Here is a 25,934-nt window from a genome sequence, read left to right on the forward strand (position 1 = left end):
CAGAAAGACGCGATACCCCGTTAAAACAAGCCCATCACGGCTTGGCATGATGTTTGCTATGTACTCCATAGCTGGACAGTAAAAGTCCGGCGCAACATTAAAACGATATGGAGACAAATCATGCCAACACAGCAGCAACTGCAGCCGTCTGCACGACAGTTGGATACGGTTCTTGAACAGTTGACTCATGCGCTTGTCAGCAATGCCCCAGACGATGCAGCCGCCTTGTTTGCTGAGGACAGTTATTGGCGCGATCTGGTCATGTTCACCTGGAACCTGCGCACCATGGAAGGGCGCGATCAGATACGGGACATGCTGACGCAGCAAGAGCAGGCCGCTCGCTCCGCCAAGTTTGAGCGCGATAGCGCCGAGCCCGTCAGTGATGATGGGCAGGGCTTGGTGGAAGGCTGGTTTCGTGTTGAAACCGATGTGGCGCGTGGCTATGGGCACATCCGCTTGAAGAACGGGAAGATCTGGACGTTCCTGACCACCATGTCCGAACTGAAGGGCCATGAGGAGCCCTTGGGCGTACGTCGCCCTATGGGGGCCGAGCATGGCATCCGGCGGGGTCGCCAGACCTGGCAGGAGCGTCGTCAGCAAGAGCAGGCGGAGCTGGGCACCACGGAGCAGCCCTATGTGCTGGTGATCGGTGGTGGGCAGGGTGGTATTGCACTGGGTGCGCGCCTGCGGCAGTTGAATGTGCCTAGCCTGATCATTGACCAGCATGCCCGTCCCGGCGATAGCTGGCGCAAGCGCTACAAGTCGCTGTGTCTGCATGACCCTGTCTGGTACGACCACCTGCCTTACATGCCGTTTCCTGACAATTGGCCGGTCTTTGCACCCAAGGACAAGATCGGGGATTGGCTGGAAATGTACGTCAAGGTGATGGAGCTGAACTATTGGAGCAGCACTATTTGCAAGAAGGTGCGCTACGACGAGGCCAGCCAGACCTGGGAAGTAGAGATTGAGCGCGATGGCAAACCCATGACCCTGCGGCCTCAACAACTGGTCTTTGCGACCGGCATGTCTGGCAAGGCGAATGTGCCCACCATGAAGGGACAGAATGTGTTCAAGGGCGAGCAACAGCACTCCTCACAACATCCTGGCCCGGAGGCCTACGCGGGCAAGAAAGTGGTGGTGATCGGTGCCAACAACTCGGCTCACGATATCTGCGCCGCCCTTTGGGAAGCGGGCGCGGACGTCACGATGGTGCAGCGTTCGTCCACGCATATTGTGCGATCCGACTCCTTGATGGAGATCGGTCTGGGTGATTTGTACTCGGAGCGTGCTTTGGCGTCGGGCGTCACCACACGCAAGGCAGACCTGCTGTTTGCCTCCTTGCCGTATCGCATCATGGCGGACTTCCAGATCCCTGTGTACGACAAGATCCGCGAACGTGATGCAGATTTCTACAGCAAATTGGAAGCAGCCGGTTTCATGCTGGATTGGGGTGATGATGGCTCCGGCTTATTCATGAAATATCTGCGTCGTGCTTCCGGTTATTACATCGACGTAGGCGCTTGCGAGCTGATTATCGACGGCAGCATCAAATTGAAGTCGCGCACCGATATCAGTCATCTGACCGAGGACGCGGTGGTGCTGACGGACGGCACCGAACTGCCTGCTGATCTGGTGGTGTACGCCACAGGCTACGGTTCCATGAACGGTTGGGTAGCCGATCTGGCGGGTCAGGAAATGGCTGACCGGGTTGGCAAGTGCTGGGGCCTGGGATCGGAGACCCTTAAAGATCCGGGACCGTGGGAAGGCGAGCAACGCAATATGTGGAAACCGACTCAGCAGCCTAATCTCTGGTTTCACGGTGGGAATCTGCATCAGTCGCGTCATTACTCTCAGTACTTGGCCTTGCAGCTTAAAGCGCGTCAGGCTGGTTTGCCGGTGCAGGTGTACGGAACGCAAGAGGTACATCATCTGCGTTGATGATATGTCGCTGTGAAACGGGGCGAGGCTTGGGGGTCAAGTCTCGCTCCGTTTTTGCTTGATTTCATCCACATCGTGCCTGCTGTGGCGATGAGCAGATCAAGCGCTGTCTGATTCGTCGCAGTTTTTGCATTGTGATCTCGACTATTTACACCGTTTTGCGGCGTATGCAGGATCTCGACGTGCACCATTGCGGGCAAATCACCTAGGCGGTAGAGGCTTTGTGCCGCAAACATGGTTTTGAGCTGGGCGATTACACCTTGTCCGTCAAAGGCCGTCAGCTTCAAGGAAGTGCTCTTGCGGTGGAGCACGAGTAAGACTGGCCAAGAAGCCCGCTTATATTTTTACTTGATGTATCTGGAGCACTAGGACTGTCCCCTAGCGGATACGTACCGAATTGGCTCGCTATCTCTTGGCTTGCCAGAGGCCCTGACAGCCCTTGATGGTCTGTCCGATCTATCTTCTGAAACCCAGTACTCATGCCTGTTGCCGCCATATTGGCAGGCTTGTGCTGCGGTGTCTGAATCAGCCCTGAAAATGTGATGCAGATTGGGGTAAAAAACGAGCCTTATAAAAATAAATAAAAAATTAGTATCAGGAAAACGCTCGTAGCATTTTGTAGTTTCCGACTAAATCGTAAATGTTACGGTGGACTCATCCATTGAAAACAACGAAATCTTTGTTGATTGAAGTGGACTCCTTTTAATAACAGGGACAAGGTTATTTTTAAATTAAAAATTTCCTTTTCTGATATTGGAGAAAGTCGATGAAAAAATCTGCCATCCTATCCAGTGTATTAATGGCTACGGCCTTGAGTTTCGGTCTGCAAAGCGGCGCAATGGCCAATGAGGCCGGTGTCAATCAAGATCATTCTGCCACGACCGGCGAAGCCGTCAGCGACACCTGGATCACCACCAAGATCAAGGCTGATCTGGCCAGCACCAAGGATCTGAAGAGCACGGATATCTCTGTTGAGACCAATAACGGTGTTGCAACATTGACCGGTACCGTGCCCAGCGAAATTGAACAAAAGAAAGCAGTTGCCGCAACGGAAAGCGTTAAAGGTGTTGTGAAAGTTGATTCGTCGGGATTGAAAGTAAAGCCGGAATAAGTGATCTGGTTTCAATCCATGTTTTGAATTCCTTTTAAATCAGGAGTACGACTATGAATGAAGATACGATCAAAGGTAAATGGAAGCAGTTGTCCGGTAAAATTCAGGCCAAATGGGGCAAGCTGACAAATGATGATATTGATGTTGCGGAAGGCAATACCGAATATCTGGTCGGCAAAATCCAGGAGCGCTACGGTATTGCGCGTGAAGAAGCTGAAAAGCAAGTGCGCGATTTCAACGGCGGCGCTTGATGTTCCAGGCTGATTGATTCGGCCTGAAAGAACGCCCTGCATCATTTCCCCTCAGCACGTGGATCAAGGTCCAAGCGCTGGGGGGAAATTACGTAAGCAGGGCGGTTTTATTCGTCTTTCAAGTCCTTGCTGGGCGGAATGTCATGGCTAGCGGCAAGGCACGCCATCAGTCCTCGTCCATTTCCTGATAGCGCTCGACCAGATAATCCAGCAGTGCTCGCACAGCGGGCATCTGCCCCCGGCGGGATGAAAACACCGCATGAATAATTTCGCGCCGGGGTGCCCAGTCGGGAATCAGTTTGACCAGCGAACCCTCGGCCAGTTGATCGCACACCACCAAGGTAGGTAACTGGACCACCCCTACACCAGCCAGCGCTGCAGCGCGTAATGCAGTCATATCGGTGGTAATCAGCCGGGGCGTGTGATGCAGCAGGGCTTGTGCGCCGTCCGGGCCGAACAAGGTCCAGGTATGGCTTTGCTGTGGCAGGCCCAGTCCCAGGCTGGGGTAGTCCGCCAGATCAGCGGGCGAGCCGGGCATGCCATGCTGTTCAATTAGCGCTGGGCTGGCAATCAGGCATTGGCTGCGGTCAGACAGAACTCGCATCACCAGATCGCTGTCTTGTAGCGGTGGAGGGCGCACGCGAATGGCAATGTCCAGAGCCTCACCAATCAGGTCCACTCGCCGGTTGGTGGCATCCAGTTGCACCGTCACATGCGGATAGCTGACCATGAAACCGGCCAACATATTACTGACATGCGCGTTCAGTAAGGTAATTGGGCAACTGATGCGCACGACACCACGTGGTTCGGCACGGGTCAGCTCAATGGCGGCCTGAGCCGCTTCCGCCTCGACCAGCATGGCTTTGCAGTGCTCGTAATAGGTCTGGCCAATTTCCGTGACGGTAAAACGTCGGGTGGAGCGCTGGATCAGCCGTACCCCCAGGCGTTCTTCCAGTGCAGCCAGCCTGCGGCTCAAGGTGGATTTGGGCAGCCCCAGGGCGCGGCCCGCTGGCGCGAAGCCACCGTGGTCCACAATCTGAACATAGAAGTACAAGTCGTTTAAATCTTGCATGGCGTTTTTATCGTTCCATAAATGGAACAGAGATGGCAGATTTAGGGGGCTACTGGTGTTGTCGTCCCGAGTTTATTCTGTCTCTTATGTTGAAACAAGGAGATGGACATGAAGAAAATTCTTGGTATCTATAGCGCTCCCCGTCCTCACTGGGTGGGCGACGGCTTCCCCGTTCGCTCCCTGTTTTCGTACCACACACACGCAAAACAGTTGAGCCCCTTCCTGCTGATGGATTACGCCGGGCCTGCCGAGTTTGCACCTAGCAACAACAAGCGCGGTGTCGGTCAGCATCCACACCGGGGTTTTGAGACCGTCACCATCGTCTACAAGGGCGAAGTGTCGCATCACGACTCCACCGGCCAGGGCGGCACCATTGGCCCCGGCGATGTGCAGTGGATGACGGCCGGTTCGGGCATCTTGCACGAGGAGTACCACTCCGACGCTTTTGCCCGTTCGGGCGGCACGCTGGAGATGGTGCAACTGTGGGTAAACCTGCCTGCCAAGGACAAAGGAGCCCCCGCTGGCTACCAGGCCATTACCGACCAGCAAATTCCTGTGGTCGCACTGCCTGATGCCGCTGGCATGGTGCGTGTGATCGCTGGAGAAAGGGACGGAGCCGCTGGCCCTGCCAAGACCTTCACTCCCATGAATGTATGGGACATGCGTCTGAATCAGGGTGGGATTGCCGAGCTGGAAAGCCCAGATGGCTGGACCGCTGCTTTGGTGGTGCTGCAAGGCACGGTGCTGGTCAATGGCCAAAGCGTGGCACGTGAAGGGCAGTTGGTGGTGCTGGACCGGGCAGGTAGCCAGTTCAGTGTCGAGGCCAATAACGATGCCGTGGTTCTGCTGATCAGTGGTCAACCGATTGATGAGCCCATTGTGGGTCACGGTCCTTTTGTCATGAATAGCAAGCAAGAGATCTTGCAGGCTATGGATGACTTCAATAGTGGTCGCTTCGGTGCCATGGCACCCACACCGGCCTCGTAAAGCAAGTGGAAGAGGGGAGCTAGGCCTGCCCTCTTCATCCAAGCTGACATGTTCCGCAAAGTTGATTCGCAGCGCTAATACCCCCCAGCGCTGCTGCTGTACCGGGTGCAGTTTTGCACCCACCTCTTTCAATCACCGTTAAGGAAAACTGAGATGACGACGCCTTACAAACGACTGGACAAAGACCAAGCCGCTGTACTACTGGTAGATCACCAAACCGGGCTGCTGTCTCTGGTACGCGATATTGATCCCGACAAGTTCAAGAACAATGTGCTGGCGCTGGCGGATCTGGCCAAGTACTTCAACTTGCCCACGATTCTGACCACCAGCTTTGAAGAAGGCCCTAATGGTCCTTTGGTTCCCGAGCTGAAAGAAACCTTTCCGGACGCTCCTTACATTGCTCGCCCTGGCCAGATCAATGCATGGGACAACGAGGACTTCGTTAAAGCCATCAAAGCAACGGGCAAGAAGCAGTTGATTATTGCTGGCGTGGTAACCGAGGTGTGCGTGGCTTTCCCTGCCTTGTCGGCTCTGGAAGAAGGTTTTGACGTGTTTGTGGTCACCGATGCTTCCGGCACGTTCAACGAGTTCACCCGTCATTCGGCGTGGGATCGTATGTCTGCCGCCGGTGCGCAATTGATGACCTGGTTCGGCGTGGCGTGCGAGCTGCACCGCGACTGGCGTAACGACGTGGAAGGTTTGGGTGCTTTGTTCTCCAACCACATCCCTGACTACCGCAACCTGATCAACAGCCACACCAAGTTCACTTCCGGTAAGTAAGCGCCTTGGCGCAGCGCTGCTCATGATGGTGAGCAGCGCTTTTTGCTGGCCTTAAGCCATGCCCCTGCTACACGCATTTTTGGAGTTTGACCCATGAGCACCCTCAGTTCCGAAGTCTCCGTATCCTTTGATTGTCCTGAAGACCAAAATGGCGACAAACAGATCCAGCGCGTGACCTCACGCAGTGCACAAGTGGGTGGGGGCATTCAGGTTAGCCGCATCTTGCCGTCCTCGCAGCGACGTACGGTGGGAGCCTGGTGTTTTCTGGATCACGCCGGACCAGCCGTGTTCACTTCCGGCCCTGGTCTGCGCGTCGGGCCGCATCCGCATATTGGTTTGCAGACTTTTACCTGGATGATTCAGGGCGAGGTGTTGCACCGCGATAGTTTGGGCCATGTGCAGGTGATCAAACCCGGCCAGGTGAATTTGATGACGGCGGGGCGTGGCATCAGCCATACCGAAGAATCCTTGCCCGGCGAAGACAAGCTGCATGCGGTTCAACTGTGGATTGCCTTGCCCGCCAAGGACGCCGCCTGTGAACCGGCTTTTGACCATCATCCGGACTTGCCGCGTTGGTGTGAGGGCGAATGTGAGTTCACCTTGCTGGCGGGTACTTATGGTGATCAGCAGGCACCCAGCAAGCTGTATTCGCCGTTGGTGGGTATGGATTTGAATAGTGTGAAGGCAGGGCAGATTACGCTGAGTCTGAAGCCTGAGTTTGAATATGGGTTTCTGGTGGTGCAAGGCACCGTGGGCATTGGCACCGAGCAGTTTCAAGCCAATGAACTGGCCTATGTAGGCCGTGGTTTGACGCAGTTGTCGCTGGAATTAAGCGCGGGCAGCCGAGTCATTTTGCTGGGCGGCGAGCCTTATACCGATGAGCTGGTTCTGTGGTGGAACTTTGTTGCTCAAAACAAGGACGTCATCACCCAGGCTCAACACGATTGGCGTGCGGCCCATGATCGTTTTGGTGTGGTGCAAGGCTATGACGGCGACCCTTTGCTGGCCCCTGATTTGCCTTGGGAAACAGCCTGATTTCTGTTTTTAGATCGGCACGGGTGTTGAGCCCGAACCCGTTCTGCTTGCGTTGATTGTGCTGCTGATGCTTTGCCTGAATGGCCACTTTTGGGGCCATTGTTTTTGGACGAAATTTGCCTACCTTGACTGGCGGTCTGCCAGTGATCGGAGTACAAAACAGTGTGCTGGTGTGAACGAGCTAGCAGGCAATGGCCTGTTTGGGTGCTGTAAAAACCTGTGTTTGCACGACAGCGTTGAGCGATTTTTAAAAGGTAGCTGGAATGCGATTGAAAGATAAAGTGGCGGTTGTTACCGGATCGGCAGCGGGTATTGGTTTGGCAACGGCCAGGAAGTTTGCCCAGGAAGGGGCGATTGTGGTGTTGTGTGATCGTAATGCGGATGCCGTCAATCAAGCAGCGCAGTCTTTAAGTGGCAATGGCGTGACCGCTGTGGGCTACACCGTGGATGTGACGGACCGTGCGCAGATTGATGCCATGGTAGCGGATGTGAAGCAAAAGTTTGGCCGCATTGATGTGCTGGTGAACAATGCCGGGATCACCAAAGACGCCAAGCTGGTCCGCATGACCGAGCAGCAATTTGACGATGTGATTGATGTGAACCTGAAAGCGGTTTTCAACTTCACCCAGGCCGTGGCCGCGGTGATGCTGGAGCAGGAGAGCGGTTCTATTCTGAATGCCTCCAGCGTGGTGGGCCTGTACGGTAATTATGGTCAAACCAATTACGCGGCCAGCAAGTTTGGTGTCATCGGTTTTACCAAAACCTGGGCCAGAGAATTGGGCCCCAAAGGGATTCGCGTCAATGCCGTCTGTCCCGGTTTTATCGAGACCGATATTCTGAAAACCATCCCGGAAAAAGTGCTGCAAGGCTTTCGCGATCATTGCTGGTTGCGCCGCATGGGCAAGCCTGAAGAAATCGCCAATGTGTATGCGTTTCTGGCCTCGGATGAAGCCAGTTTCATCAATGGCACCACCCTGGAAGTGTCGGGTGGTTTGACGGTTTAATGCCGCGTAGATAAGGATTGAATCGTTCGTAGCCTTTAGTTGGTAGCTTCTATTTAGTAATGATGGATACTGGCTACAAAAAAAGTCCCCACGCTACGCCTTCGGCTTGCTGCCCCCCGAGGGGGAGTTTTTGCCTTGGGGCGGCCCGGCGACAAAAAAACGGGTCTGAGCGTTTTGCTCAGGCCCGTTTTTAATGTGCTTGTATTTAGGTGGAGAGTTAAAGGATGGGAAGATGAACCGTTGGCATTATGGATTGAGTAGATCGCACACTGCCTGCGTTCAGACGTACCCCTTAATCCAGCTCGGGGTGGCGGTCCACCAGACGCTGGCGTTTTTGCTTCAAGGCTTCCAGTTCTTCCTCGGCCTTGGCAATGGCTTCTTCCACATCCTGTACGCTTTGCTCGATATGGTCATAAGCCTGTTGCAACAACTCTTTGGCTTCCTTGCGATTAGAGGCGGTTGGCGTATCGCCGCGTAGTGGGCGGTTGGCCGTTTCGGGCAGGAACAAGGCAGTAATCAGACCTATAACACTGGCAGCCATCAGGTAGTATGCGGGCACCATCAGGTTGTCGGTACGTTCCACCAGCCAGGCGGCAACGGTAGGCGTCAGGCCCGCCACAATAATGGCGATGTTAAAGGAAGCGGCCAGGGCGCTGTAACGCAGGCGGGTCGGGAACAGAGCGGGCAGGGTAGAGGCCATCACCCCAGTCAGGCAGTTCAGCAAAACGGCCAGAATCAGCAGGCCCAGGAAAATCTGCACATTGCTGTCGCTGCCAATAAAGTGGAAAGCGGGAATGGCAAAGATCAGCAGACCCAGACTACCGGCCAGCAGGAAGGGCTTGCGGCCTATCTTGTCGCTGATAAAGCCCACCACAGGCTGCACAAACAGCATCCCTATCATCACCACCACAATAATGAACACCCCATGCTCTTCTGCGTAGCCCAGGCTGCTGGACAGGTAGGTGGGCATATAGGTCAGCAACATGTAGTAGGTGATATTGGTGACCAGCACCATGCCAATACAAATCAGCAGGGCTTTGCGGTACTTGGAGAAGATCTCGCGAAAGGAAACAGTGGGACGCTCTTGCAGGGCGGCACGGTCTTCCTGCTCCATCTTTTCCAGTTGCTCGGTAAAGGCAGGCGTTTCTTCGGCGGCATGACGCAAGTACAAGCCCAAAATACCCAGAGGACCGGCGATCAGGAAGGGAATGCGCCAGCCCCAATCCTGGAAGGTTTCTTCAGTCAGCGAGGTCTGCAACAGCACGACCAGACCGGCACCTAAAACAAAGCCTGCAATCGAGCCAAAGTCCAGCCAGCTTCCCAGGAAACCACGTTGCCGGTCGGGGGCGTATTCGGCCACAAAGACCGCTGCTCCGGTGTATTCCCCGCCTACGGAAAAGCCTTGGGCCAGTTTGCACAGCAGTAGCAAGATGGGTGCCCAAAGGCCGATGGACAGATAGGACGGAATCAGACCAATCAGGAAGGTGCTGATGGCCATGATGATGATGGTCAGGGACAGCACTTTCTGGCGTCCGAATTTGTCGCCCATCAGGCCGAAGAACACACCGCCCAATGGCCGCACCAGAAAGGGCACGGAAAAGGTCCCCAGGGCGGCGATGGTTTGCACAGCGGGTGAAGCGTCGGGAAAAAAGACTTTACCTAAGGTAGCGGCCACAAAACCGTAGACACCAAAGTCAAACCATTCCATGGCGTTGCCCAGGGCAGCGGCGGTAACGGCTTTTTTGAGTTTGCTGTTGTCTACGACGGTGATGTCGTCAATGTGGAGCGGCTTGGCGTTGCTGGATGCCGCGGGGGACTGCGTCATAGGGCTTCTCCGGGTGAGCAGGACGATGAGCTGCAGGTTTCGACCTGAGGGTCATCTGGGCCAGGAGGAGCACTGGCATGACGACTTTCTGATCAGGCGAGGCTTGGAGGCGATTCTACGTCCGGCTTTGCTGTTCGTCTATCAATTGAAAGGGTCGAGCAGGCAGAGCCAAGTCGCGAGAAAAACGGGACGCGACTTGCAGTCCTTATTGTTACTGAGCCGCAGGCCGCCTCCCACGACATTTGCACATACTTACAGAGCGCGGCATCCCGGCGGTAAAGGTGCTTTTTTCACGTAGGTTCGTACTTCTTCCACCAGGGCGGCAGCAGCAGGCGTCAAATCATGTTCCTGATGGAACATCAGGCACAGGGTACGAACAAGGGTGGGAGCCTGCAGCAGCGAAAACGTCAGGCCGGGCATCAAGACCCGTTGAGCGGCCAGGGCGGGTAGCAAGGCAATGGCCAGACCACTTTGTACCAGCGCGGCTTGAGACGTTGTACTGGAAGCTTCGTAAAAAGGGGCCGAGGCTTCAATAGGCAGATCCGGGCGCGATTGCAGCACGGCCATAATCCCGGTTTCATCCACCACACCGACCAGCTTGCGCTCATTCAGCGCAGACCAACTGACCGTGTTATTCGCGTCGGGTGTGATCAGCTTGTCGTCGCTGCGATAGAGCACACCGAACTGATCTTCCAGCAGCGGCTGACTGTCCAGTCCTTGGACATCCGCCCAGGGACTGGTCAGACCAAAGTCAATTTCGCCCGCCACGATCTGGCGTTGAATACGGCCCGAGTTGTCATCCCGTAAATACAGCCGCACCGCCGGATGTTGCTGCGTGAAATTGGCAGCAGCCGGTGCAATCAAGTCCGTAATCGCGGATGGCGCAGCGGCCACACTGACCCGACCGCTTTTCAGTTCTCCATAGCGCATGACGTCGCTGATCGCCCCATCAAAGTCCGCCAGCAGGCGGGTGATGCGCGGCAGGAACTCCAGGCCAATAGGCGTCAGGGATACGCGTCGGCTGGTGCGATTGAACAAGGTCGTGTTCAGGGCCACTTCCAACTGCTGAATCAGGCCCGTGACTGAGGACTGTGTTTGAAAAAGACGACGCGCAGCATGAGTGAAACTGGCCTCTTGGGCCACCGCGACAAACGCGTTCAGGTGCTTGAGCGTGATGTGCTTGGGAAGTCTGTCCATATCATTTTCTGATTAATCAATTAACTTAAACAATTTTTCATATTAATAATACCTTTGGATAATGCGGTCAACTCCCCTTTTTGTGGGAGGGTTAGTGGAGACGTAGATGCAGACAGACGACCGCAGGCTGGACGTCAAGATCAGCAATGGCTGGATTATTGATGGCTTGGCCACCCCGCGTTGGCGTGGTGATGTGGGTATTCGAGAGGGACGTATTGTCGCCGTGGGCGACCTGAGCGCCTGGCACGCCGATCAATCGGTAGACGCCAGCGGCCATGTCGTGGCTCCCGGTTTTATTGATACTCACGGCCATGATGATTTGATGTTCATTGAGCGGCCTGTTCTGGACTGGAAAACCAGCCAGGGCATTACGACGGTTGTGGTTGGTAATTGCGGCGTCAGTGCGTTCCCGGCTCCTTTGCCTGGTAATTCGGCGGCTGCCTTGGCCTTGCTGGGTGATTCGCCCCTGTTTGATGACATGGCGCAGTACGTGCAGGCCGTGCGCAACTTGAAGCCCATGATTAATGTGGCGGCCTTGGTTGGTCACGCAAACTTGCGTATGGCTGTGATGCAGGACCCCTTGGCTCAGCCCAACGAGACTGAGCAAGCGGCGATGGAATCCTTGTTGGCCCGGGCACTGGAAGAAGGTGCCGTGGGCTTTAGTACCGGCCTGGCCTACGAGCCTGGCTGCATGGCCGAGCAGGCCGAGCTGGAAGGTCTGGCCCATGTTGCCGCTTCCAAAGGCTCTTTGCACACCAGCCACATTCGCAATGAAGGCGATACGGTTCAGGAATCGGTAGAAGAAGTGCTGTCTGTCGGCCGTCAGACACAGTGCGCCACTTTGGTATCGCACCACAAGTGCATGATGCCCGCCAATTGGGGCCGCAGCGCCAATACCTTGGCCAATATTGATCAGGCCCGCGCCGATGGCGTGCAGGCCACTCTGGATATTTATCCCTATTCGGGCAGCTCCACGATCCTGATCCCCGAGCGTGCTCACACCATTGAGCAGATTCGTATTACCTGGTCCGAGCCGCACCCGGAATGCAATGGCCTGTATCTGGCCGACATTGCCGAGCAGTGGGGGTGTGATCGGGAAACAGCCGCACGGCGTTTGCTGCCTGCTGGCGCTATTTACTTTGCGATGGATGAAAAAGAAGTCCAACGCATTTTCAGCCACCCATGTTGCATGGTGGGCTCGGACGGATTGCCCGCGGATGCGCACCCCCACCCTCGTTTGTGGGGCAGCTTCACGCGCATTTTAGGGCGGTACGTACGCGAAGATGGCCTGATGTCGCTGGAGCAAGCTGTGGCCAAAATGACGGCCATGCCTGCCTCGGTCTTCGGGCTGGAAAATCGCGGCGTGTTGCAGGTCGGCGCCTGGGCGGATCTGGTGGTGTTTAATCCCGAAACGGTGCAAGATTGCGCCACCTGGGAGGAGCCCACCTTACCGTCTCAAGGTGTGCAGACCGTGTTTGTGAATGGCGTGCAGGTTCACCCTGTCGCCCCGGAAAAGCGGCCCGGACAGGTGCTTAACCGCGCCTTTGCCGCTCAGGCGCAAAGCCTGGATGCGCCGATTATTCCGCTCTAAGCGGCGCGTCGGACAAAAAAACAGTCGCTGTGGTCTGGGGTGGTCAACCAGGGCAGGGTGATTGCATCACATGCAGGCCAGTCTTGTGAAAGCTGGCCAAGAAGGATCGTTAAGGAGACGACATGAGTGTCATTCAGCAACAAATGCCAACGGGCAAGCGCAATGCGGCCATGGTGGTGTTTTTAATTGGCATGGCGATTGCCTTGTACACCCACTTTTACATGCCGGGTGAAAGCTCCCTGTGGGGCTTGACGCCGGTAGTGGTGTTTGCGCTTATCGCCCTGTTGGGTGTGGACATTGTTCTGGCCACGATTGGTGCGATTGTATTGGGCGCCATCATGACCAGCACCACCCCCATTGCCATGGGTAAACTGCTGGCCGAGTCCCTGGGCTCGTTTATTGCCGTAGTGGGTTTGATCATTGTGCTGGGCGCCGGGGTAGGCGAAGTGGCTGCCCGTACCGGTGCGGCGGAACAATTGGTGCGAGCCATTGTGAAGCGTATTGGTTTGTCCAATCCGCTGCGTGTGCGTCTGGGCATCATGGTGGCGTCCACCCTGATCTGTGGCGCTCTGGGTACGCTGGCTGGCGGTAACGCCATTATTGCGGCTGTGGTGATCCCGATTGCCGCGGCGGTGCGTCTGTCTCCCCCTGCGGTGGCTGCCTTGTTCCAAAGCGCCGGTTCCGCTGGTCTGGTGCTGGGCCCCTTCACCCCTAACGTGGTGACGGTAACGGGTCTGACAGGCTTGAGCTACACCGAGTACTTGCTGGTTGCCGGTCTGCCTATGGCGGTGGCGACCTTGCTGACGGGCTGGTTCATGTCTGGCCGTATTCAGAAGATCACCAAAGATCAGTTCCAGTACGAAGAAGCCTCGCAAGGCGCGGCTGCGTTTGATGTGAATGCCAAGGCTTCGCCCAAGGCTGTGCGCGCCGCCTGGGCGTTCTGCATCACCATTGTGGGTCTGGCCGCTATCGGTATTGCGTCCAAAGCCGGTTTTGCTTACGCCATTATTGTGATGGTGTCCCTGGGTGCTACGACCGGTCTGGCCGGTGGTCTGAACCCACGTGAGATTCTGCAAGCCATGTATGCCGGTGCGGGCAAGCTGATCTGGATTTTCTTCCTGTTCTGGCTGTTCAACCCGGTGCTGGTGTTGGTGGATCAACTGAACGCCTATCACGCCTTGCTGGATTCGGTGCAACCGTACCTGATCGGTATTAGCGGCGCGGTGCTGTGCATGTTGATCGTGGCCTTTAACGTGGTCGGTCATATCCCCGGTGCGGCTGTGGCGCAGATGACCTTTACCGCGAAGATTTTTGGTCCTGTGCTGGCGGCCGCCGGTGTGGGCCCCGCCGCGACGGCTGCCGTGATTCTGGGTAGCTCGCAGATTGACTGGTTTGGTCCTTTCCCTTCTTCAGATATGTTTGGCCAGATGGGCCTGGCACGCTCCACTCAGCTCAAGTACATGTTGTATAACGGCTGGGCGGTCATGGCGATCAACTTGTTGATGTTCGCCGGCCTGTTCCTGATTTTGGTCTAAGTATTGAAGGAGTGTGGGTATGTTTACCTTAGGAAGCGAGTTATTGGATGCGCCGCTAGTGCGCGAGCGCCTGCAAGAACGTCTTGAGCCTGTGTTGAGTCAGGAGTCCGCCCGTATTTCCATGGCGGTCTACGCAACCGACGGTACCTCCTTGTTTGATTGGCATGCGCAGCGCGTCATGCCATCCGCCAGCCTGATCAAAACGCCCATGCTCCTGTGTTTGCTGGAGCAAGTGGCCCAGGGCAAGCTGTCGCTGGATACGGTCTACCCTCTGCCCGAGGGTGACCGTACGCCTGGCACCGGCATTTTGAGCCAACTGCCCGGCGTGCCCAGCCTGAGCCTGCGCGAGCTGGCTTTGCTGATGATTATCCTGAGCGATAACGTCGCCACCAATGCCCTGATCGACTTGCTGGGTATGGATAACATCAACGCCTGGAGTGCCCAGGCCGGTTTGCAGCATACGGATTTGCAGCGTCACATGATGGACATGAAGGCGCGTGAAGCCGGTAAAGATAACTGGACGACAGCGCAGGATGCCTGCTCGACCTTGCTGTACCTGTTGCACTCGCCTGCCTTGCCCGAGAACCTGCGTCAGCAGGGCCTGGACATGCTGGCTGACCAGCGCGAGCGCGGTCACTTTGCAGCAATTCTGCCTTCTATCGCTCAATTGGCTCACAAGACCGGCTCCTTGCCGGGCCTGCGTCACGACGCCGGTATCTTGACGATGGGCGAGCGCAGTGTGGTGCTGGCCGTGATGGCCGATGGCTTTACCGATGGTCGCACCAGCACTTCTCTTTACGGTGGCCAGGGGGCGGGTGTCTTGTCCCGTCTGGCCTTGGAAACGGCCCGCGCCTTGCAGTACTGAGCCGGTCCGAAAGGATAAAAGTATGTCTACGACACGTGTTGCCCTGGTTCAACTGGATAGCGGCCGCGACCGCCAGACCAATCTGGATCAGCTAGAACATTGGGTGTTGGCCGCCGCCAAAGACGGGGCACAACTGATTGTGACCCCGGAATACAGCGATGTGCGTGGTGACACGGAATGGTTGCAGCAAAATGCGACGCCGATTCCAGGTCTGGTCACCGAGCATATGGCCAGTCTGGCACGTCGCACCGGAGCCTGGATTCATCTGGGTTCCATGCACGAGCGCCGTCCTGATGATCATCGTCTGGGCAACACCAGTGTCACGTTTTCGCCCGACGGGCAGATCGTGGCGCAGTACCGCAAAGTGCATTTGTACGATGCGGTGGTTAATGGTCTGGAATATCGGGAATCCGACGATTTCTGCCACGGTCAGCATCTGCAAAATGTGCAAGTCGGGGATTTGAACCTGGGCCTGAGCATTTGCTACGACATGCGCTTTGCCGAGCTGTTCCGTACCTTGCGCGCCCGTGGCGCGAATGTGCTGGTGGTGCCGGCTGCCTTCAATGTGCATACTGGCCGCGACCATTGGGAAGTCCTGTTGCGTGCCCGTGCCATTGAAAACCAGTGCTACGTGCTGGCTGCCGCGCAGATCGGTGGCCCAGGCCCCGCCATGCCTTGCCTGGGCCGTAGCATGATTATTGATCCCTGGGGAACAGTGCTGGCTTGCATGCCTGATCATGCGGGTTATATCTGCGCCGATCTGGATCCTGCCCGTGTGCAACGCATGCGCGAATCGCTTCCGGCCTGGCAACACCGCCGGGGTGATCTGTATCCTATTCCTTCTTGATGATGTGCTGACACAGACTGGAGCTTGCTGATGACCGTTCCCGCTGCCTTTGAGTTTTATCCGGGCACTGCGCCTTTGCTGATTTCTATGCCTCATTCGGGCACTTATGTGCCATCGGATTTGCTGGCGCGTTTTACGGAGTCCGCGCGTCAGGTGCCGGATACGGATTGGCATATCCCCCGCTTGTATGAATGCGCCCAGAAATTGGGTGCGTCCGTGCTGGTGGCGACACATTCGCGTTTTGTGGTGGATCAGAATCGTCCACCGGACAACACTAGTCTGTACCCCGGTCAAAGCGTGACCAGTCTCTGTCCTTTGGACACCTTTGGCGACGAGCCCATTTACCAGCCCGGTCAGGAACCGGACGAACGTGAAATTGCCCAGCGTCGCGAGACGATCTGGTTGCCGTATCACCAGAAGCTGGAAGAGGAACTGATGCGCTTGCTGGCCCTGCATGGCCGTGTGGTTCTGTGGGATGCGCACTCGATTCGTTCGGTCGTGCCGCGCTTTTTTGAAGGCCGTTTGCCGGATCTGAATTTTGGTACGGCCAATGGGGCGAGCTGTGATTCTGCCTTGAGCGATCGTTTGATGAGAACGGCATCGGCCAACAAGGGCTACAGCAGCATCTTGAATGGCCGTTTCAAAGGCGGCTACATTACGCGCCACTATGGACGTCCCGAGCAGAACATTCATGCCGTCCAGTTGGAAATGGCGCAATGCTGTTATATGGAAGAGCAGTGGCCCTTTGATTACAAAGAAGAGGCCGCCCGCAATATCCAGCCCCTGATCGAGGCCTTGCTGCGCGACGCGCTGGCCTTTGCGACCGAGTCCTGAATTCACCTGTAGCCCCGGCACAGACCAGCCGGGGCGCTACACTATCGCCTTGGCCACGGTGGCCGTAGAGCGATTCCTTCATGTCTGACCTTTCCCCGCCCCTGTTCGAGAAACTGTGCTGTCCTCTGGACGGCTTGCCGCTCGTGTTCCAGGCTCCTAGCTGGCGCTGTCCGTCCGGCCATTGCTTCGATACCGCCAGCCAGGGCTATATCAACTTGCTGCCTGTACAGAACAAGCGTTCGCGCGATCCGGGCGATAGCAAAGAGATGGTGTCCGCGCGCCGTCGCTATCTGGAATCGGGTGTGTACGAGCCAATTGCCGCCGGGGTTTGGCGGGCTTTGATGGATGGGCTGGAAGGGGAAGCCCCTTATGCCTGTCTGGATGCCGGTTGTGGCGAGGGCTACTACCCGCGCTATTTGCGTCAGCAAGATCAGGAGGGGCAACTGGCCCTGATCGGCCTGGATATCTCTAAATGGGCGGTGATGGCGGCGGCACGCAGCTCTTCAGATATACGTTGGCTGGTGGGCAGCAATGCGCAATTGCCGGTGCCGGATGGCTCTCTGGATGCCTTGCTGTGCATGTTTGGCTTTGCGGTGCCCGAGGAGTTTTTGCGAGCCCTGAAGTCGGGCGGTATCTGGGTACAGGTGGAAGCGGGCCCGGATCACTTGCTGGAGTTGCGGCGCATTATTTATCCGACCTTGAAAGCCGATAAGGATGAGGTCCAGGAAGCTCCCGCCGGTTTCAGTCTGGAAGCGACGGAGCGTATTCGTTGTGAGATCAGCCTTGATTCACAAGAAAAAATTGCTGATTTGCTCCTGATGACTCCCCACCTGTTTCGCGCCAGCGCCCAGGGGCTGGAGCAGGCTCGTCAATTGACGAGCCTGGATGTGCAGGTGGATGTGCGAATCAAGGTTCTGCGCCGACTTTAAGCAGTTTTGATGTCGGAATTATTGACGCCAGGGTCGCAGAGCTCAACCCGATTGCGACCGTTGCGCTTGGCTTTGTACAGCGCTTCATCCGCCAGTTTCAGAACGGTGCTGTGTTCGCGGCCATGAACCGGCCAGTGAGCCAGCCCAATTGAAATCGTAATGGGCGAACCCGCAGGACTATTGGTCTCGCTGATCAGGATACGCAGACGCTCGGCCAGTTGCAGGGCCTGGTCTATATCCTGATCGGGCAGGAAAATACAGAATTCTTCACCGCCGACCCGACAGATCAGATCGGTCTCGCGAGTACACGCACGCATGGTGTCGGCCAGGAAGCTCAGGACCAGATCGCCTACATCATGCCCGTAGGTGTCGTTGACGCGCTTGAAGTGGTCAATATCCACCGTCAGCACGGAAAAGGGCGTGTCCGTTTCCTTCCACTGCTGCAATACGGCCGCCATACCGCGCCGGTTGTTCAGGCAGGTCAAGGGGTCGGTATTACGTTCCACATCCATGACGCCCATTTTGCGATTAACGCGCTTCAAGCCCAGCAGCATGGCCAGCTTGATCTGGCGGGATTCAAAATACCAGGCGTGAACTTGCGCGATGCGCGAGCTGGCCTTGGCCGAATCCAGATGCGGCGCTTGGCGGGCCAACTGGCGCAAGGGTTTGGCGATCAGCATGGCCAACATCCAGATCAGAATCTGCACAGCCAGAAAAAACGGGATGGAGTTGCGTAGCACCTTGCCCAGCAAGACGGTCAGCTCGTCCAGCACGACTTTGGTAGGGCTCTGGACGACCACCCCCCATTTCACATCACTGCTGGGTGCAAAACCGGCCAGCATGTCTACACCTTTCACGTTGCGCAGGGACAGGGCATCGCTCTCGCCTTGGCTGACGGCATCAATGGCCGGGTTGCCGTGTATGACTTCGCCAATACGGGCCACATCTTTATGGAAAATCAGGCGTTTGTGCTCATCCACAACGTAAATGTAGGAGCCGTCGCGGTAAAAGTGCTCGCCCAGCAAGGCATTCAGGCTATTGGGCTCGTGCAGGTAAATGGAGCCGCCGACCAGACCCTTGTAGTTGCCGTCTGCATCAAAAATAGGGTGCGAGATAAAGATCAACAAACGCCCGGTTGCCGACAGGTAAGGCGGGCTGATGACGGGCACTTTGGTTTTCAGGGCCAGTTGAGTGCCTTCCCCGTGTAGCGTGGTGCCGATCAGGCTGAGCTTGTGGGGGGCATTGGCCAGAACGCGCCCCTCCGCGTTCAGGATCAGGACGGAGTTAAAGCTGTTGTTTTGTTCGTTCAGGCGTCGAACTTCGTCACCTAACAGAAGTTCGCCCTGATACAGGGAGCGGGAGAGCATAGTGGCGCTATAGCGAAGCTGCTGCTGCAAGTTGCCGATGAAGGCATCGGTGCTGCTGGCCAGCTTCAGGGCATAGGCGCGGTTTTTCTCCAGAGCCTGCTCAATCAGCAAGGTACGCTCCGCCGAATAGGCCCCATACAAGGTGTAGCCCATGGTCAGCAGACTGCTGGCAGTAGCCAACAAGAGAATCAGCCGGCGCAGATCAACAAAAAACATGAGGTGGGCGAATGCTCGAAGAAAAGGGGGGCGATAAGGCAAAAAGACGGGTGGAAGGCACCTAAACCATTATACGTAAAGAATGTTTCGGAGTTTGTGTAAGTGTGACGTAAGGCCACAGGAGGGAGACCGCACCGGGCAGGGGGCAAGCCCAGAGTGTAAGATGTGAAATGGTCTAGACCAATAGACAATTACCACATGTGTTTCGCTGGCTGGGTAAATTGGACGGTATCGGCCAGCACCTTTCCATGGAGATCCCGATATGAAAAGCGTAGATAGTTTTAAGGCTTTGCACCAGTTGGATGTCGGCGGGCAGTCCTACGACTACTATCGGTTGGATGCGGTTCGTGGAGATGGCCTGGATGTTGCCAGCCTGCCCTATGGCTTGAAGATCCTCCTGGAAAACTTGCTGCGCACGGAAGACGGCGGCGATGTGACTGCGGACGATATCCGTGCCCTGGCGGCTTGGAATCCAGCCGCCGAACCAGACCGCGAAATTGCCTTCACCCCCGCACGCGTTGTTTTGCAGGACTTTACCGGCGTGCCAGCCGTGGTGGACTTGGCCGCTATGCGCGAAGCCATGCAGGCGTTGGGTGGCGACCCTCAAAAAATCAACCCTTTGGCACCGGTCGAACTGGTTATCGACCACTCGGTCATCGTGGACGATTTTGGCAAGCCCAGCTCCTTCGAGCGCAACGTGGAGATCGAATACGAGCGCAATATGGAGCGCTACCAGTTCCTGCGCTGGGGCCAAAGTGCCTTCGATAACTTCAAGGTCGTGCCACCGGGCACGGGTATTGTTCACCAGGTGAACCTGGAGCACTTGGCCCGCGTGGTTTTTACTCGCGACGAGCAAGGCCGCCAATTGGCTTACCCCGATACCTGTGTGGGCACGGACTCGCACACGCCTATGGTGAATGGTCTGGGCGTGGTCGCCTGGGGCGTAGGCGGGATCGAGGCCGAAGCAGCCATGCTGGGCCAACCCATTTCTATGCTGATTCCCCGTGTGGTGGGTTTCAAGCTGACAGGCCAGATGCCTGAGGGCACGACGGCGACCGATTTGGTACTGACGATTACCGATATGCTGCGCAAACATGGCGTGGTCGGTAAGTTTGTGGAGTTCTACGGCCCTGGCGTCAGTGCTGTACCTCTGGCCAACCGCGCCACCATCGGCAATATGAGCCCCGAATATGGCTCCACGATCTCCATGTTCCCTATCGACGAGGAAACTCTGCGCTATATGGAACTGACCGGTCGTACCAAAGAACAGATCGAGTTGGTGCGCGCCTATGCCAAGGCCCAGGGCCTGTGGCACGATCCGCAGCACGAGCCTCGTTACTCCGAGCGTCTGGAACTGGATCTGTCCACCGTTGTGCCTTCCATTGCAGGCCCCAAGCGACCTCAGGACCGGATTGCGCTGTCTTCGTCCAAGTCGGCTTTCCGTACTGCCGTGCGTGATTTGTTGGGCGACGATGTGGCAACCTACGACGAAGCCCTGGAAGAGAGCTTCCCCGCCTCGGATGTACCGTCGCACAAGCCACCTGCACCGCGTAAAGCCGGTGTGAAATTCACCTTGGCTGATGGTAGCCAGTGCGAACTGGACCACGGTTCTGTGGTGATTGCTGCTATTACCTCGTGTACCAATACCTCTAACCCCAGCGTCATGATGGCAGCGGGTTTGCTGGCCAAAAAAGCGGTGGAAAAGGGCCTGAGCCGCAAGCCTTGGGTGAAAACCAGTCTGGCCCCCGGATCGCGCGTGGTCACCGACTACTATCAGCGTGCTGGCCTGACGCCTTTCCTGGACAAGCTGGGTTTTGATCTGGTTGGCTACGGTTGCACCACATGTATCGGTAACTCTGGCCCGTTGATTCCTGAAGTCAGCCAGGCGATTAACCAGAATGATCTGGCGGTAGTCTCCACCTTGTCCGGCAACCGTAACTTCGAGGGCCGTATTCACCCCGAAGTGAAAATGAACTACCTGATGTCGCCACCGTTGGTCGTGGCCTACGCCTTGGCAGGCACGATGGATATCGACCTGTACCAGGAGCCCTTGGGCCAGGGTAGCGATGGCAAGGATGTATACCTGAAAGACATCTGGCCGTCTGCCGCAGAAGTGCAGGATGTGATCAGCAAGGCCATTGCCTCGGATATGTACCGCGATGGTTACGCCGACGTGTTTGCCGGTGATGAACGCTGGCGCTCCCTGCCCACCCCCAAAGGGGATCGGTTCGAGTGGCAGGATGATTCCACCTACGTGCGCAAACCGCCTTACTTCATTGATTTGAAGCGCGATCCTAGCCCGGTGACGGATATTCGCTCTGCGCGTGTGCTGGCCAAGCTGGGCGATTCGGTCACAACTGACCACATCAGCCCCGCTGGTTCGATCGCTCGTACCTCGCCTGCCGCCACCTACTTGATGGATCACGACGTGAAGCCTCTGGATTTCAACTCCTATGGCTCGCGTCGCGGTAACCATGAAGTCATGATTCGCGGCACGTTTGCTAACGTGCGTTTGCGTAACCAACTGGCTCCGGGCACGGAAGGCGGCTATACACGCGACTTCACCCAGGATGGCGCACCGGTCGCAACCATTTACGACGCCTCGCGCAATTACGTGGCTGCCGGTGTTCCGCTGGTGATTCTGGCGGGCAAGGAATACGGTTCGGGTTCCTCGCGTGACTGGGCGGCCAAAGGCACGGTGCTGCTGGGTGTACGTGCCGTCATTGCGGAGTCCTACGAGCGCATTCACCGCAGCAACTTGCTGGGCATGGGCGTGATGCCTTTGCAATTCCCGGCCGGCCAAAACGCTGAAACCCTGGGCCTGACAGGCGATGAGGTCTTTGATATTGAAGGCATTACCGCCTTGAATCAGGACAGAATCCCCGAGAAGGTCAAAGTGCGTGCGGGTGATATTGAATTCGAGGCCCTGGTCCGAATCGATACGCCTAGCGAAGCGCATTACTACCGCCACGGCGGTATCATGCAATACGTTTTGCGGGGCTTGTTGAAGGCTTAAGCCCGGCTTGGGCTAAGGCGTGCTGTGACACGCCAGCAGGTGCGCCAGTGGCATTGTGCGACTGGCGCACTTGTGTGTTTAAGGGCCGGCATTCTTGTCGGTTTTTTGCTTGGAAAAAGAAAAAATGCAAACTACCCAAGAAGCGTCTTGGTCTGAATTACTGTCTGGCCGTAATGGCTTGCGCTCACTGGCATTAGCCGGGGGCGTGGCGGTCCATGCGATCAACGTGTACGTGGCGACCACGATTCTGCCTTCTGTGGTGGAGGACATCGGCGGGCTGGAGTACTACGCCTGGAACACCACGCTGTTTGTGGTGGCTTCGATTCTGGGTTCGGCCCTGTCACCCCAGGTTCTGGAAAAACTGGGCCTGCGACACAGTTTTCTGATCTCCTTGCTGTTTTTTGCCATAGGCACGACCTTGTGTGCGGTCGCGCCATCCATGCCTTTCCTGCTGTTTGCCCGCACGATTCAAGGGTTGGGGGGCGGCTTGCTGCTGGGTCTGAGCTATTCCTCTATCCGGCTGGTGTTTGAAGAGCGGCTCTGGCCACGCGTCATGGCCCTGGTCTCCAGCATGTGGGGTGTCGCGACCTTATCCGGCCCGGCCATTGGCGGCATCTTCGCCCAGATGGGGCAGTGGCGTCTGGCTTTCTGGAGTGTCCTGCCGTGTGCGGCTTTGCTGGCTATTTTGGTATGGACTCAACTGCGCGATGCGCGTGCCCCTGAAACCCGTAAATCCGGCTCTACCTTGGGCAAGGTTTTGTTGTTGACGGCCTCTGTGCTGGTCATGTCGGCAGGTAGCCTGTCTACCTCCTGGATGATTAATCTGGCTGGAGTCGTGGGAGGCGCTGTGCTGGTGTATTTGATGGCGCGTGCGGACAGCAAGTCCACTAGCCGCCTGTTTCCGCAAGGCACGTACTCCATCAGCACCGCATTGGGCAGCCTGTATGCCGGTATTGGTCTTGTCAGCGTGGCGGTCGCGACGGAAATTTTCATTCCCTATTTCCTGCAGATCATCCACCACATGAGCCCTCTTAAAGCAGGCTATCTGACTGCCTTGATGTCCGGTGGTTGGACCTTGGGTTCGATTACCAGCTCCAGCCGTAGTCTGAAAACCGGTGACAGGCTGATTATTGCCGGGCCCGTGGTCTCGGGCTTGTCGCTAGCGGCCTTGGGCGTGTTTATCCCCTGGGTTGGCTTGAGTGAAGGCACGGATTACTCCTGGGCCTTGTATCTGTCCTTGCTGGGCGTCGGGGTGGGGATTGGTCTGGCCTGGCCGCATCTGCTGACGCGGGTGTTTCATTCTGCGCCCAAGGGGCAGGAAAATATTGCCTCGGCCGCCATTACCACCTTGCAGTTGTTCACGATGGCATTGGGCGCGGCCTTGGCGGGAATCATCACGACAGCCTCGGGCTTTGTGGACCCCGGTGGGGTGCAGGGCGCACGCCAGTCGGCGCAGGCTCTGCTGTGGCTGTTTGCCCTGGCGCCCCTTCTCGCTGCCTTTTTGTCCGGGCCAGCGCGTCGGGTACGCCCTAAGGCTTAGCCTTAGACGGTGCTTTTAGGCAGGCGGAACAGTTCTGGATCAGGGCCAAGACGGCCTTCGGCCTGGTCCAGGCTGGCAATGGCTGCCATATCCTGCTCGCTCAGCTCGAAGCTGAAAATGTCCAGATTGTCGCGTTGACGCTGGGCGGAGTTGGACTTGGTAATCACCATATTGCCCAGTTGAATCTGCCAGCGCAGCATGATTTGTGCCACAGAACGGCCATGCTCTTTGGCAATCTGGTTCAGTACCGGGTTGTCCCACAGCGTGCCTAATCCCAATGGGCTCCAGGCTTGCGTCTGGATAGCGTGGTCTTCATGGTAGTGACGCGATTCTGCCTGCTGAAAGCCAGGGTGCAGCTCAATCTGGTTCAGCACAGGTAGCACGCCGGTTTTATCCAGCAAGGTTTGCAAATGCTGCGGCAGGAAGTTGCACACGCCAATGGATTTCACGCGGCCTTCATTGCGCAGATTGATCAGCGTTTCCCAGGTCTGGATGTACTGGCGGTTCTTGGGCACAGGCCAGTGAATCAGGTACAGATCCACATAATCCAGTTGCAGCTTGTCCATGCTTTCTTCAAAGCCTGCACGGGCGTTGTCATGGCCATGCATGTCGTTCCACAGCTTGGTGGTCACAAACAGCTCTTCGCGTGGCACCTTGGACTGACGAATCCCTTGGCCGACCTCGGCTTCATTGCCATAGATGGCGGCGGTATCGATCAGGCGGTAGCCCGCTTCGATGCCACTGCACACCACATCGGCCGTTTGCTCGGCAGGTACCTGCCAGACGCCCATGCCCAGTTGTGGCGCACGGTTATCGTCATGGAAGGTGATTGTTGGGGGGGTAGTCGACATAGGTCTCTCCTCGGTTGAGTGCACGGCAAAACAGCCAGGACATGGCTGCTGAAACCACCGTGCATTGGGAACGATCGGGCTCTAGCGTACAGGCAGTGTCAAAGAAAATGTCCTTAAAAGGACCTGAATCCGCATGGGATGGACACGTGAAGCTTGTACGTAGGCAGGAAATTAGCTTATTGTTTTTTGTCCTGCGGCGATTATAGAGGCGCCGACTGGATATTTTCTCAAGATGATGCAATCTGCATCATTCATAATCCCATATAAGCGTTAGCTCTATGGGATTCCAGATGGAGTAAGTATGAGCGTACATACCACGCAGGTTCGCGTCAGCGTTCCCGCCCTGATCGCCTGCAAGGGCAAACAAAAAATTGCTTCGTTAACAGCCTACATCGCGCCTATCGCACGTATGCTGGACGAGCACCTGGACATGATTTTGGTGGGCGACTCGACCGCTATGGTGGGCTATGCAATGCCCGATACCCTAAGCATTACGGTCGATATGATGGCTGCCCATGCTGCCGCCGTGGTGCGTGCGACTCAACATGCTTGTATTGTCGTGGATATGCCGTTTGGTAGCTATCAGGAATCACCCCAGCAAGCCTTTGCCAACGCATCGCGTATGTTGGCCGTCAGCGGCGCGCAAGCGGTCAAGCTGGAAGGTGGCCAGGTGATGGCAGAAACCACCCGTTTCCTGGTGGAACGTGGCGTGCCTGTGTTGGCCCACGTGGGCTTGATGCCCCAGTACGTCAACACCATGGGCGGTTACAAAGCTCAGGGCATGACTGATGCCGCTGCACAGCGCGTGCTGGAAGATGCCGTGGCACATGCGCAGGCCGGTGCCTGGGGTGTGGTTCTGGAAGGGGTGGCAGAGTCTCTGGGTCGTCGCATTACCGAAACCATTGCAATTCCTACCATTGGCATTGGAGCTTCGCCCGCATGTGATGGCCAGGTACTGGTGACAGAAGACATTCTGGGCCTGACCAACGGCAAGATCCCCAAATTCGCCAAACCCTACGCCGATGTGGGGGCCCTGATCTCGCAAGCCGCCGCGCAATATGCGTCTGAAGTGCGTGATGGCTCTTTCCCCACGCTGGATCAATGTTTCGGTGTCAAACGCTAGTCCGGCTAACTATTCCGCAT

Annotated in this window: 22 protein-coding genes; 16 read left to right on the top strand and 6 right to left on the bottom strand. The window is 56.6% G+C overall.

All coding sequences use genetic code 11. The features are described 5' to 3' along the window. The first annotated feature begins 120 nt into the window (after nt 1-120). The gene (locus tag OSH09_RS07540) at nt 121-1,938 is read left to right on the top strand and encodes an NAD(P)/FAD-dependent oxidoreductase (RefSeq protein WP_266120618.1); all 1,818 of its coding nucleotides are present in this window, start codon (nt 121-123) and stop codon (nt 1,936-1,938) included. Here OSH09_RS07540 and OSH09_RS07545 read toward each other — a convergent pair. Next, nucleotides 1,926-2,225: a hypothetical protein gene (locus OSH09_RS07545; protein WP_266120619.1), complete on the bottom strand. Its 300-nt coding sequence runs from the start codon at nt 2,223-2,225 to the stop codon at nt 1,926-1,928. The genes OSH09_RS07540 and OSH09_RS07545 overlap by 13 nt on opposite strands. Nucleotides 2,226-2,704: 479 nt before the next feature. Here OSH09_RS07545 and OSH09_RS07550 point away from each other — a divergent pair, with 479 nt between their 5' ends. Together OSH09_RS07550 and OSH09_RS07555 are read left to right on the top strand one after the other, a co-directional pair. Continuing rightward, nucleotides 2,705-3,049 (top strand): BON domain-containing protein, encoded by a 345-nt coding sequence (locus OSH09_RS07550; protein ID WP_207872514.1) that lies wholly within the window; start codon nt 2,705-2,707, stop codon nt 3,047-3,049. Nucleotides 3,050-3,102: 53 nt separating this feature from the next. Further along, nucleotides 3,103-3,300 carry a CsbD family protein gene (locus tag OSH09_RS07555; RefSeq protein WP_009456875.1) on the top strand — a complete coding sequence of 66 codons (198 nt, stop codon included), beginning with the start codon at nt 3,103-3,105 and terminating at the stop codon, nt 3,298-3,300. Nucleotides 3,301-3,466: 166 nt separating this feature from the next. On the opposite strand, the gene OSH09_RS07560 is transcribed toward OSH09_RS07555, so the two are convergent. After that, nucleotides 3,467-4,372 (bottom strand): LysR family transcriptional regulator, encoded by a 906-nt coding sequence (locus OSH09_RS07560; RefSeq protein WP_222669086.1) that lies wholly within the window; start codon nt 4,370-4,372, stop codon nt 3,467-3,469. A gap of 108 nt (nt 4,373-4,480) precedes the next feature. On the opposite strand from OSH09_RS07560, the gene OSH09_RS07565 reads away from it, so the two are divergent. The 4 genes from OSH09_RS07565 to fabG all read left to right on the top strand — a co-directional run bounded on the left by OSH09_RS07565 (nt 4,481) and on the right by fabG (nt 8,178). Then, nucleotides 4,481-5,359 (top strand): pirin family protein, encoded by an 879-nt coding sequence (locus OSH09_RS07565; protein ID WP_266120620.1) that lies wholly within the window; start codon nt 4,481-4,483, stop codon nt 5,357-5,359. A 153-nt stretch (nt 5,360-5,512) separates the two neighbouring features. After that, on the top strand, nt 5,513-6,139 hold the full coding sequence (gene ycaC / locus OSH09_RS07570; protein ID WP_207872510.1) for an isochorismate family cysteine hydrolase YcaC: 627 nt from the start codon (nt 5,513-5,515) through the stop codon (nt 6,137-6,139). 93 nt (nt 6,140-6,232) lie between these two features. Next, a complete protein-coding gene (locus OSH09_RS07575) occupies nt 6,233-7,174 on the top strand; it encodes a pirin family protein (protein WP_266120621.1) in 942 nt (313 codons plus the stop codon). A 263-nt stretch (nt 7,175-7,437) separates the two neighbouring features. Further along, the gene (fabG, locus tag OSH09_RS07580) at nt 7,438-8,178 is read left to right on the top strand and encodes a 3-oxoacyl-ACP reductase FabG (protein WP_125277169.1); all 741 of its coding nucleotides are present in this window, start codon (nt 7,438-7,440) and stop codon (nt 8,176-8,178) included. A gap of 292 nt (nt 8,179-8,470) precedes the next feature. Here fabG and proP read toward each other — a convergent pair whose 3' ends face one another. Both proP and OSH09_RS07590 read right to left on the bottom strand, forming a co-directional pair. Further along, nucleotides 8,471-10,003, bottom strand: a complete 1,533-nt coding sequence (proP, locus tag OSH09_RS07585; protein WP_207872508.1) for a glycine betaine/L-proline transporter ProP — start codon at nt 10,001-10,003, stop codon at nt 8,471-8,473. A gap of 252 nt (nt 10,004-10,255) precedes the next feature. Further along, the gene (locus OSH09_RS07590) at nt 10,256-11,200 is read right to left on the bottom strand and encodes a LysR family transcriptional regulator (RefSeq protein WP_266120622.1); all 945 of its coding nucleotides are present in this window, start codon (nt 11,198-11,200) and stop codon (nt 10,256-10,258) included. A gap of 106 nt (nt 11,201-11,306) precedes the next feature. Here OSH09_RS07590 and OSH09_RS07595 point away from each other — a divergent pair, with 106 nt between their 5' ends. The 6 genes from OSH09_RS07595 (at nt 11,307) to OSH09_RS07620 (ending at nt 17,801) form a co-directional block, all read left to right on the top strand. Continuing rightward, nucleotides 11,307-12,791 carry an N-acyl-D-amino-acid deacylase family protein gene (locus OSH09_RS07595; RefSeq protein ID WP_266120623.1) on the top strand — a complete coding sequence of 495 codons (1,485 nt, stop codon included), beginning with the start codon at nt 11,307-11,309 and terminating at the stop codon, nt 12,789-12,791. Nucleotides 12,792-12,913: 122 nt separating this feature from the next. Next, nucleotides 12,914-14,326, top strand: coding sequence for a gluconate:proton symporter (locus OSH09_RS07600; protein WP_207872505.1), 1,413 nt, complete (start codon nt 12,914-12,916; stop codon nt 14,324-14,326). Nucleotides 14,327-14,345: 19 nt separating this feature from the next. Next, the gene (locus OSH09_RS07605) at nt 14,346-15,191 is read left to right on the top strand and encodes a serine hydrolase (RefSeq protein ID WP_207872504.1); all 846 of its coding nucleotides are present in this window, start codon (nt 14,346-14,348) and stop codon (nt 15,189-15,191) included. 22 nt (nt 15,192-15,213) lie between these two features. After that, entirely contained in the window at nt 15,214-16,038 is an 825-nt protein-coding gene (locus OSH09_RS07610; RefSeq protein ID WP_266120624.1) for a carbon-nitrogen hydrolase family protein, read from the top strand. Nucleotides 16,039-16,068: 30 nt separating this feature from the next. After that, on the top strand, nt 16,069-16,872 hold the full coding sequence (hutG, locus tag OSH09_RS07615; RefSeq protein WP_266120625.1) for an N-formylglutamate deformylase: 804 nt from the start codon (nt 16,069-16,071) through the stop codon (nt 16,870-16,872). A gap of 80 nt (nt 16,873-16,952) precedes the next feature. Beyond that, complete coding sequence (locus OSH09_RS07620; protein ID WP_266120626.1) at nt 16,953-17,801, top strand: putative RNA methyltransferase; 849 nt, start codon at nt 16,953-16,955, stop codon at nt 17,799-17,801. On the opposite strand, the gene OSH09_RS07625 is transcribed toward OSH09_RS07620, so the two are convergent. Next, entirely contained in the window at nt 17,798-19,384 is a 1,587-nt protein-coding gene (locus OSH09_RS07625; RefSeq protein ID WP_266120627.1) for a sensor domain-containing diguanylate cyclase, read from the bottom strand. The two genes, OSH09_RS07620 and OSH09_RS07625, sit on opposite strands and share 4 nt — an antisense overlap. 262 nt (nt 19,385-19,646) lie before the next feature. Between OSH09_RS07625 and acnA the strand changes: the two genes are divergently transcribed. Further along, nucleotides 19,647-22,400 carry an aconitate hydratase AcnA gene (gene acnA / locus OSH09_RS07630; protein WP_266120628.1) on the top strand — a complete coding sequence of 918 codons (2,754 nt, stop codon included), beginning with the start codon at nt 19,647-19,649 and terminating at the stop codon, nt 22,398-22,400. Between the two features lie 124 nt (nt 22,401-22,524). After that, entirely contained in the window at nt 22,525-23,940 is a 1,416-nt protein-coding gene (locus OSH09_RS07635; protein WP_207872499.1) for an MFS transporter, read from the top strand. Between the two features lie 2 nt (nt 23,941-23,942). Here the strand turns inward: OSH09_RS07635 and OSH09_RS07640 are convergent, their stop codons facing one another. Continuing rightward, nucleotides 23,943-24,791 (bottom strand): aldo/keto reductase, encoded by an 849-nt coding sequence (locus OSH09_RS07640; protein ID WP_266120629.1) that lies wholly within the window; start codon nt 24,789-24,791, stop codon nt 23,943-23,945. Nucleotides 24,792-25,092: 301 nt separating this feature from the next. Between OSH09_RS07640 and panB the strand changes: the two genes are divergently transcribed. Next, nucleotides 25,093-25,914, top strand: coding sequence for a 3-methyl-2-oxobutanoate hydroxymethyltransferase (gene panB, locus OSH09_RS07645; protein WP_266120630.1), 822 nt, complete (start codon nt 25,093-25,095; stop codon nt 25,912-25,914). The last annotated feature ends 20 nt before the right edge of the window (nt 25,915-25,934 follow it).

Source organism: Alcaligenes parafaecalis (assembly GCF_026344135.1).
Lineage (GTDB): Bacteria > Pseudomonadota > Gammaproteobacteria > Burkholderiales > Burkholderiaceae_B > Alcaligenes > Alcaligenes parafaecalis.

Bases quoted from the DNA above. Each gene is read 5' to 3' on its own strand.
- proP (WP_207872508.1), bottom strand. From the start codon at position 10,003: ATGACGCAGTCCCCCGCGGCATCCAGCAACGCCAAGCCGCTCCACATT.
- OSH09_RS07610 (WP_266120624.1), top strand. From the start codon at position 15,214: ATGTCTACGACACGTGTTGCCCTGGTTCAACTGGATAGCGGCCGCGAC.
- panB (WP_266120630.1), top strand. From the start codon at position 25,093: ATGAGCGTACATACCACGCAGGTTCGCGTCAGCGTTCCCGCCCTGATC.
- OSH09_RS07555 (WP_009456875.1), top strand. From the start codon at position 3,103: ATGAATGAAGATACGATCAAAGGTAAATGGAAGCAGTTGTCCGGTAAA.
- fabG (WP_125277169.1), top strand. From the start codon at position 7,438: ATGCGATTGAAAGATAAAGTGGCGGTTGTTACCGGATCGGCAGCGGGT.
- OSH09_RS07635 (WP_207872499.1), top strand. From the start codon at position 22,525: ATGCAAACTACCCAAGAAGCGTCTTGGTCTGAATTACTGTCTGGCCGT.
- OSH09_RS07605 (WP_207872504.1), top strand. From the start codon at position 14,346: ATGTTTACCTTAGGAAGCGAGTTATTGGATGCGCCGCTAGTGCGCGAG.
- acnA (WP_266120628.1), top strand. From the start codon at position 19,647: ATGAAAAGCGTAGATAGTTTTAAGGCTTTGCACCAGTTGGATGTCGGC.
- OSH09_RS07575 (WP_266120621.1), top strand. From the start codon at position 6,233: ATGAGCACCCTCAGTTCCGAAGTCTCCGTATCCTTTGATTGTCCTGAA.
- OSH09_RS07540 (WP_266120618.1), top strand. From the start codon at position 121: ATGCCAACACAGCAGCAACTGCAGCCGTCTGCACGACAGTTGGATACG.
- OSH09_RS07565 (WP_266120620.1), top strand. From the start codon at position 4,481: ATGAAGAAAATTCTTGGTATCTATAGCGCTCCCCGTCCTCACTGGGTG.
- OSH09_RS07595 (WP_266120623.1), top strand. From the start codon at position 11,307: ATGCAGACAGACGACCGCAGGCTGGACGTCAAGATCAGCAATGGCTGG.
- OSH09_RS07550 (WP_207872514.1), top strand. From the start codon at position 2,705: ATGAAAAAATCTGCCATCCTATCCAGTGTATTAATGGCTACGGCCTTG.
- OSH09_RS07600 (WP_207872505.1), top strand. From the start codon at position 12,914: ATGAGTGTCATTCAGCAACAAATGCCAACGGGCAAGCGCAATGCGGCC.
- OSH09_RS07590 (WP_266120622.1), bottom strand. From the start codon at position 11,200: ATGGACAGACTTCCCAAGCACATCACGCTCAAGCACCTGAACGCGTTT.
- OSH09_RS07560 (WP_222669086.1), bottom strand. From the start codon at position 4,372: ATGCAAGATTTAAACGACTTGTACTTCTATGTTCAGATTGTGGACCAC.
- ycaC (WP_207872510.1), top strand. From the start codon at position 5,513: ATGACGACGCCTTACAAACGACTGGACAAAGACCAAGCCGCTGTACTA.
- OSH09_RS07620 (WP_266120626.1), top strand. From the start codon at position 16,953: ATGTCTGACCTTTCCCCGCCCCTGTTCGAGAAACTGTGCTGTCCTCTG.
- OSH09_RS07640 (WP_266120629.1), bottom strand. From the start codon at position 24,791: ATGTCGACTACCCCCCCAACAATCACCTTCCATGACGATAACCGTGCG.
- OSH09_RS07625 (WP_266120627.1), bottom strand. From the start codon at position 19,384: ATGTTTTTTGTTGATCTGCGCCGGCTGATTCTCTTGTTGGCTACTGCC.
- hutG (WP_266120625.1), top strand. From the start codon at position 16,069: ATGACCGTTCCCGCTGCCTTTGAGTTTTATCCGGGCACTGCGCCTTTG.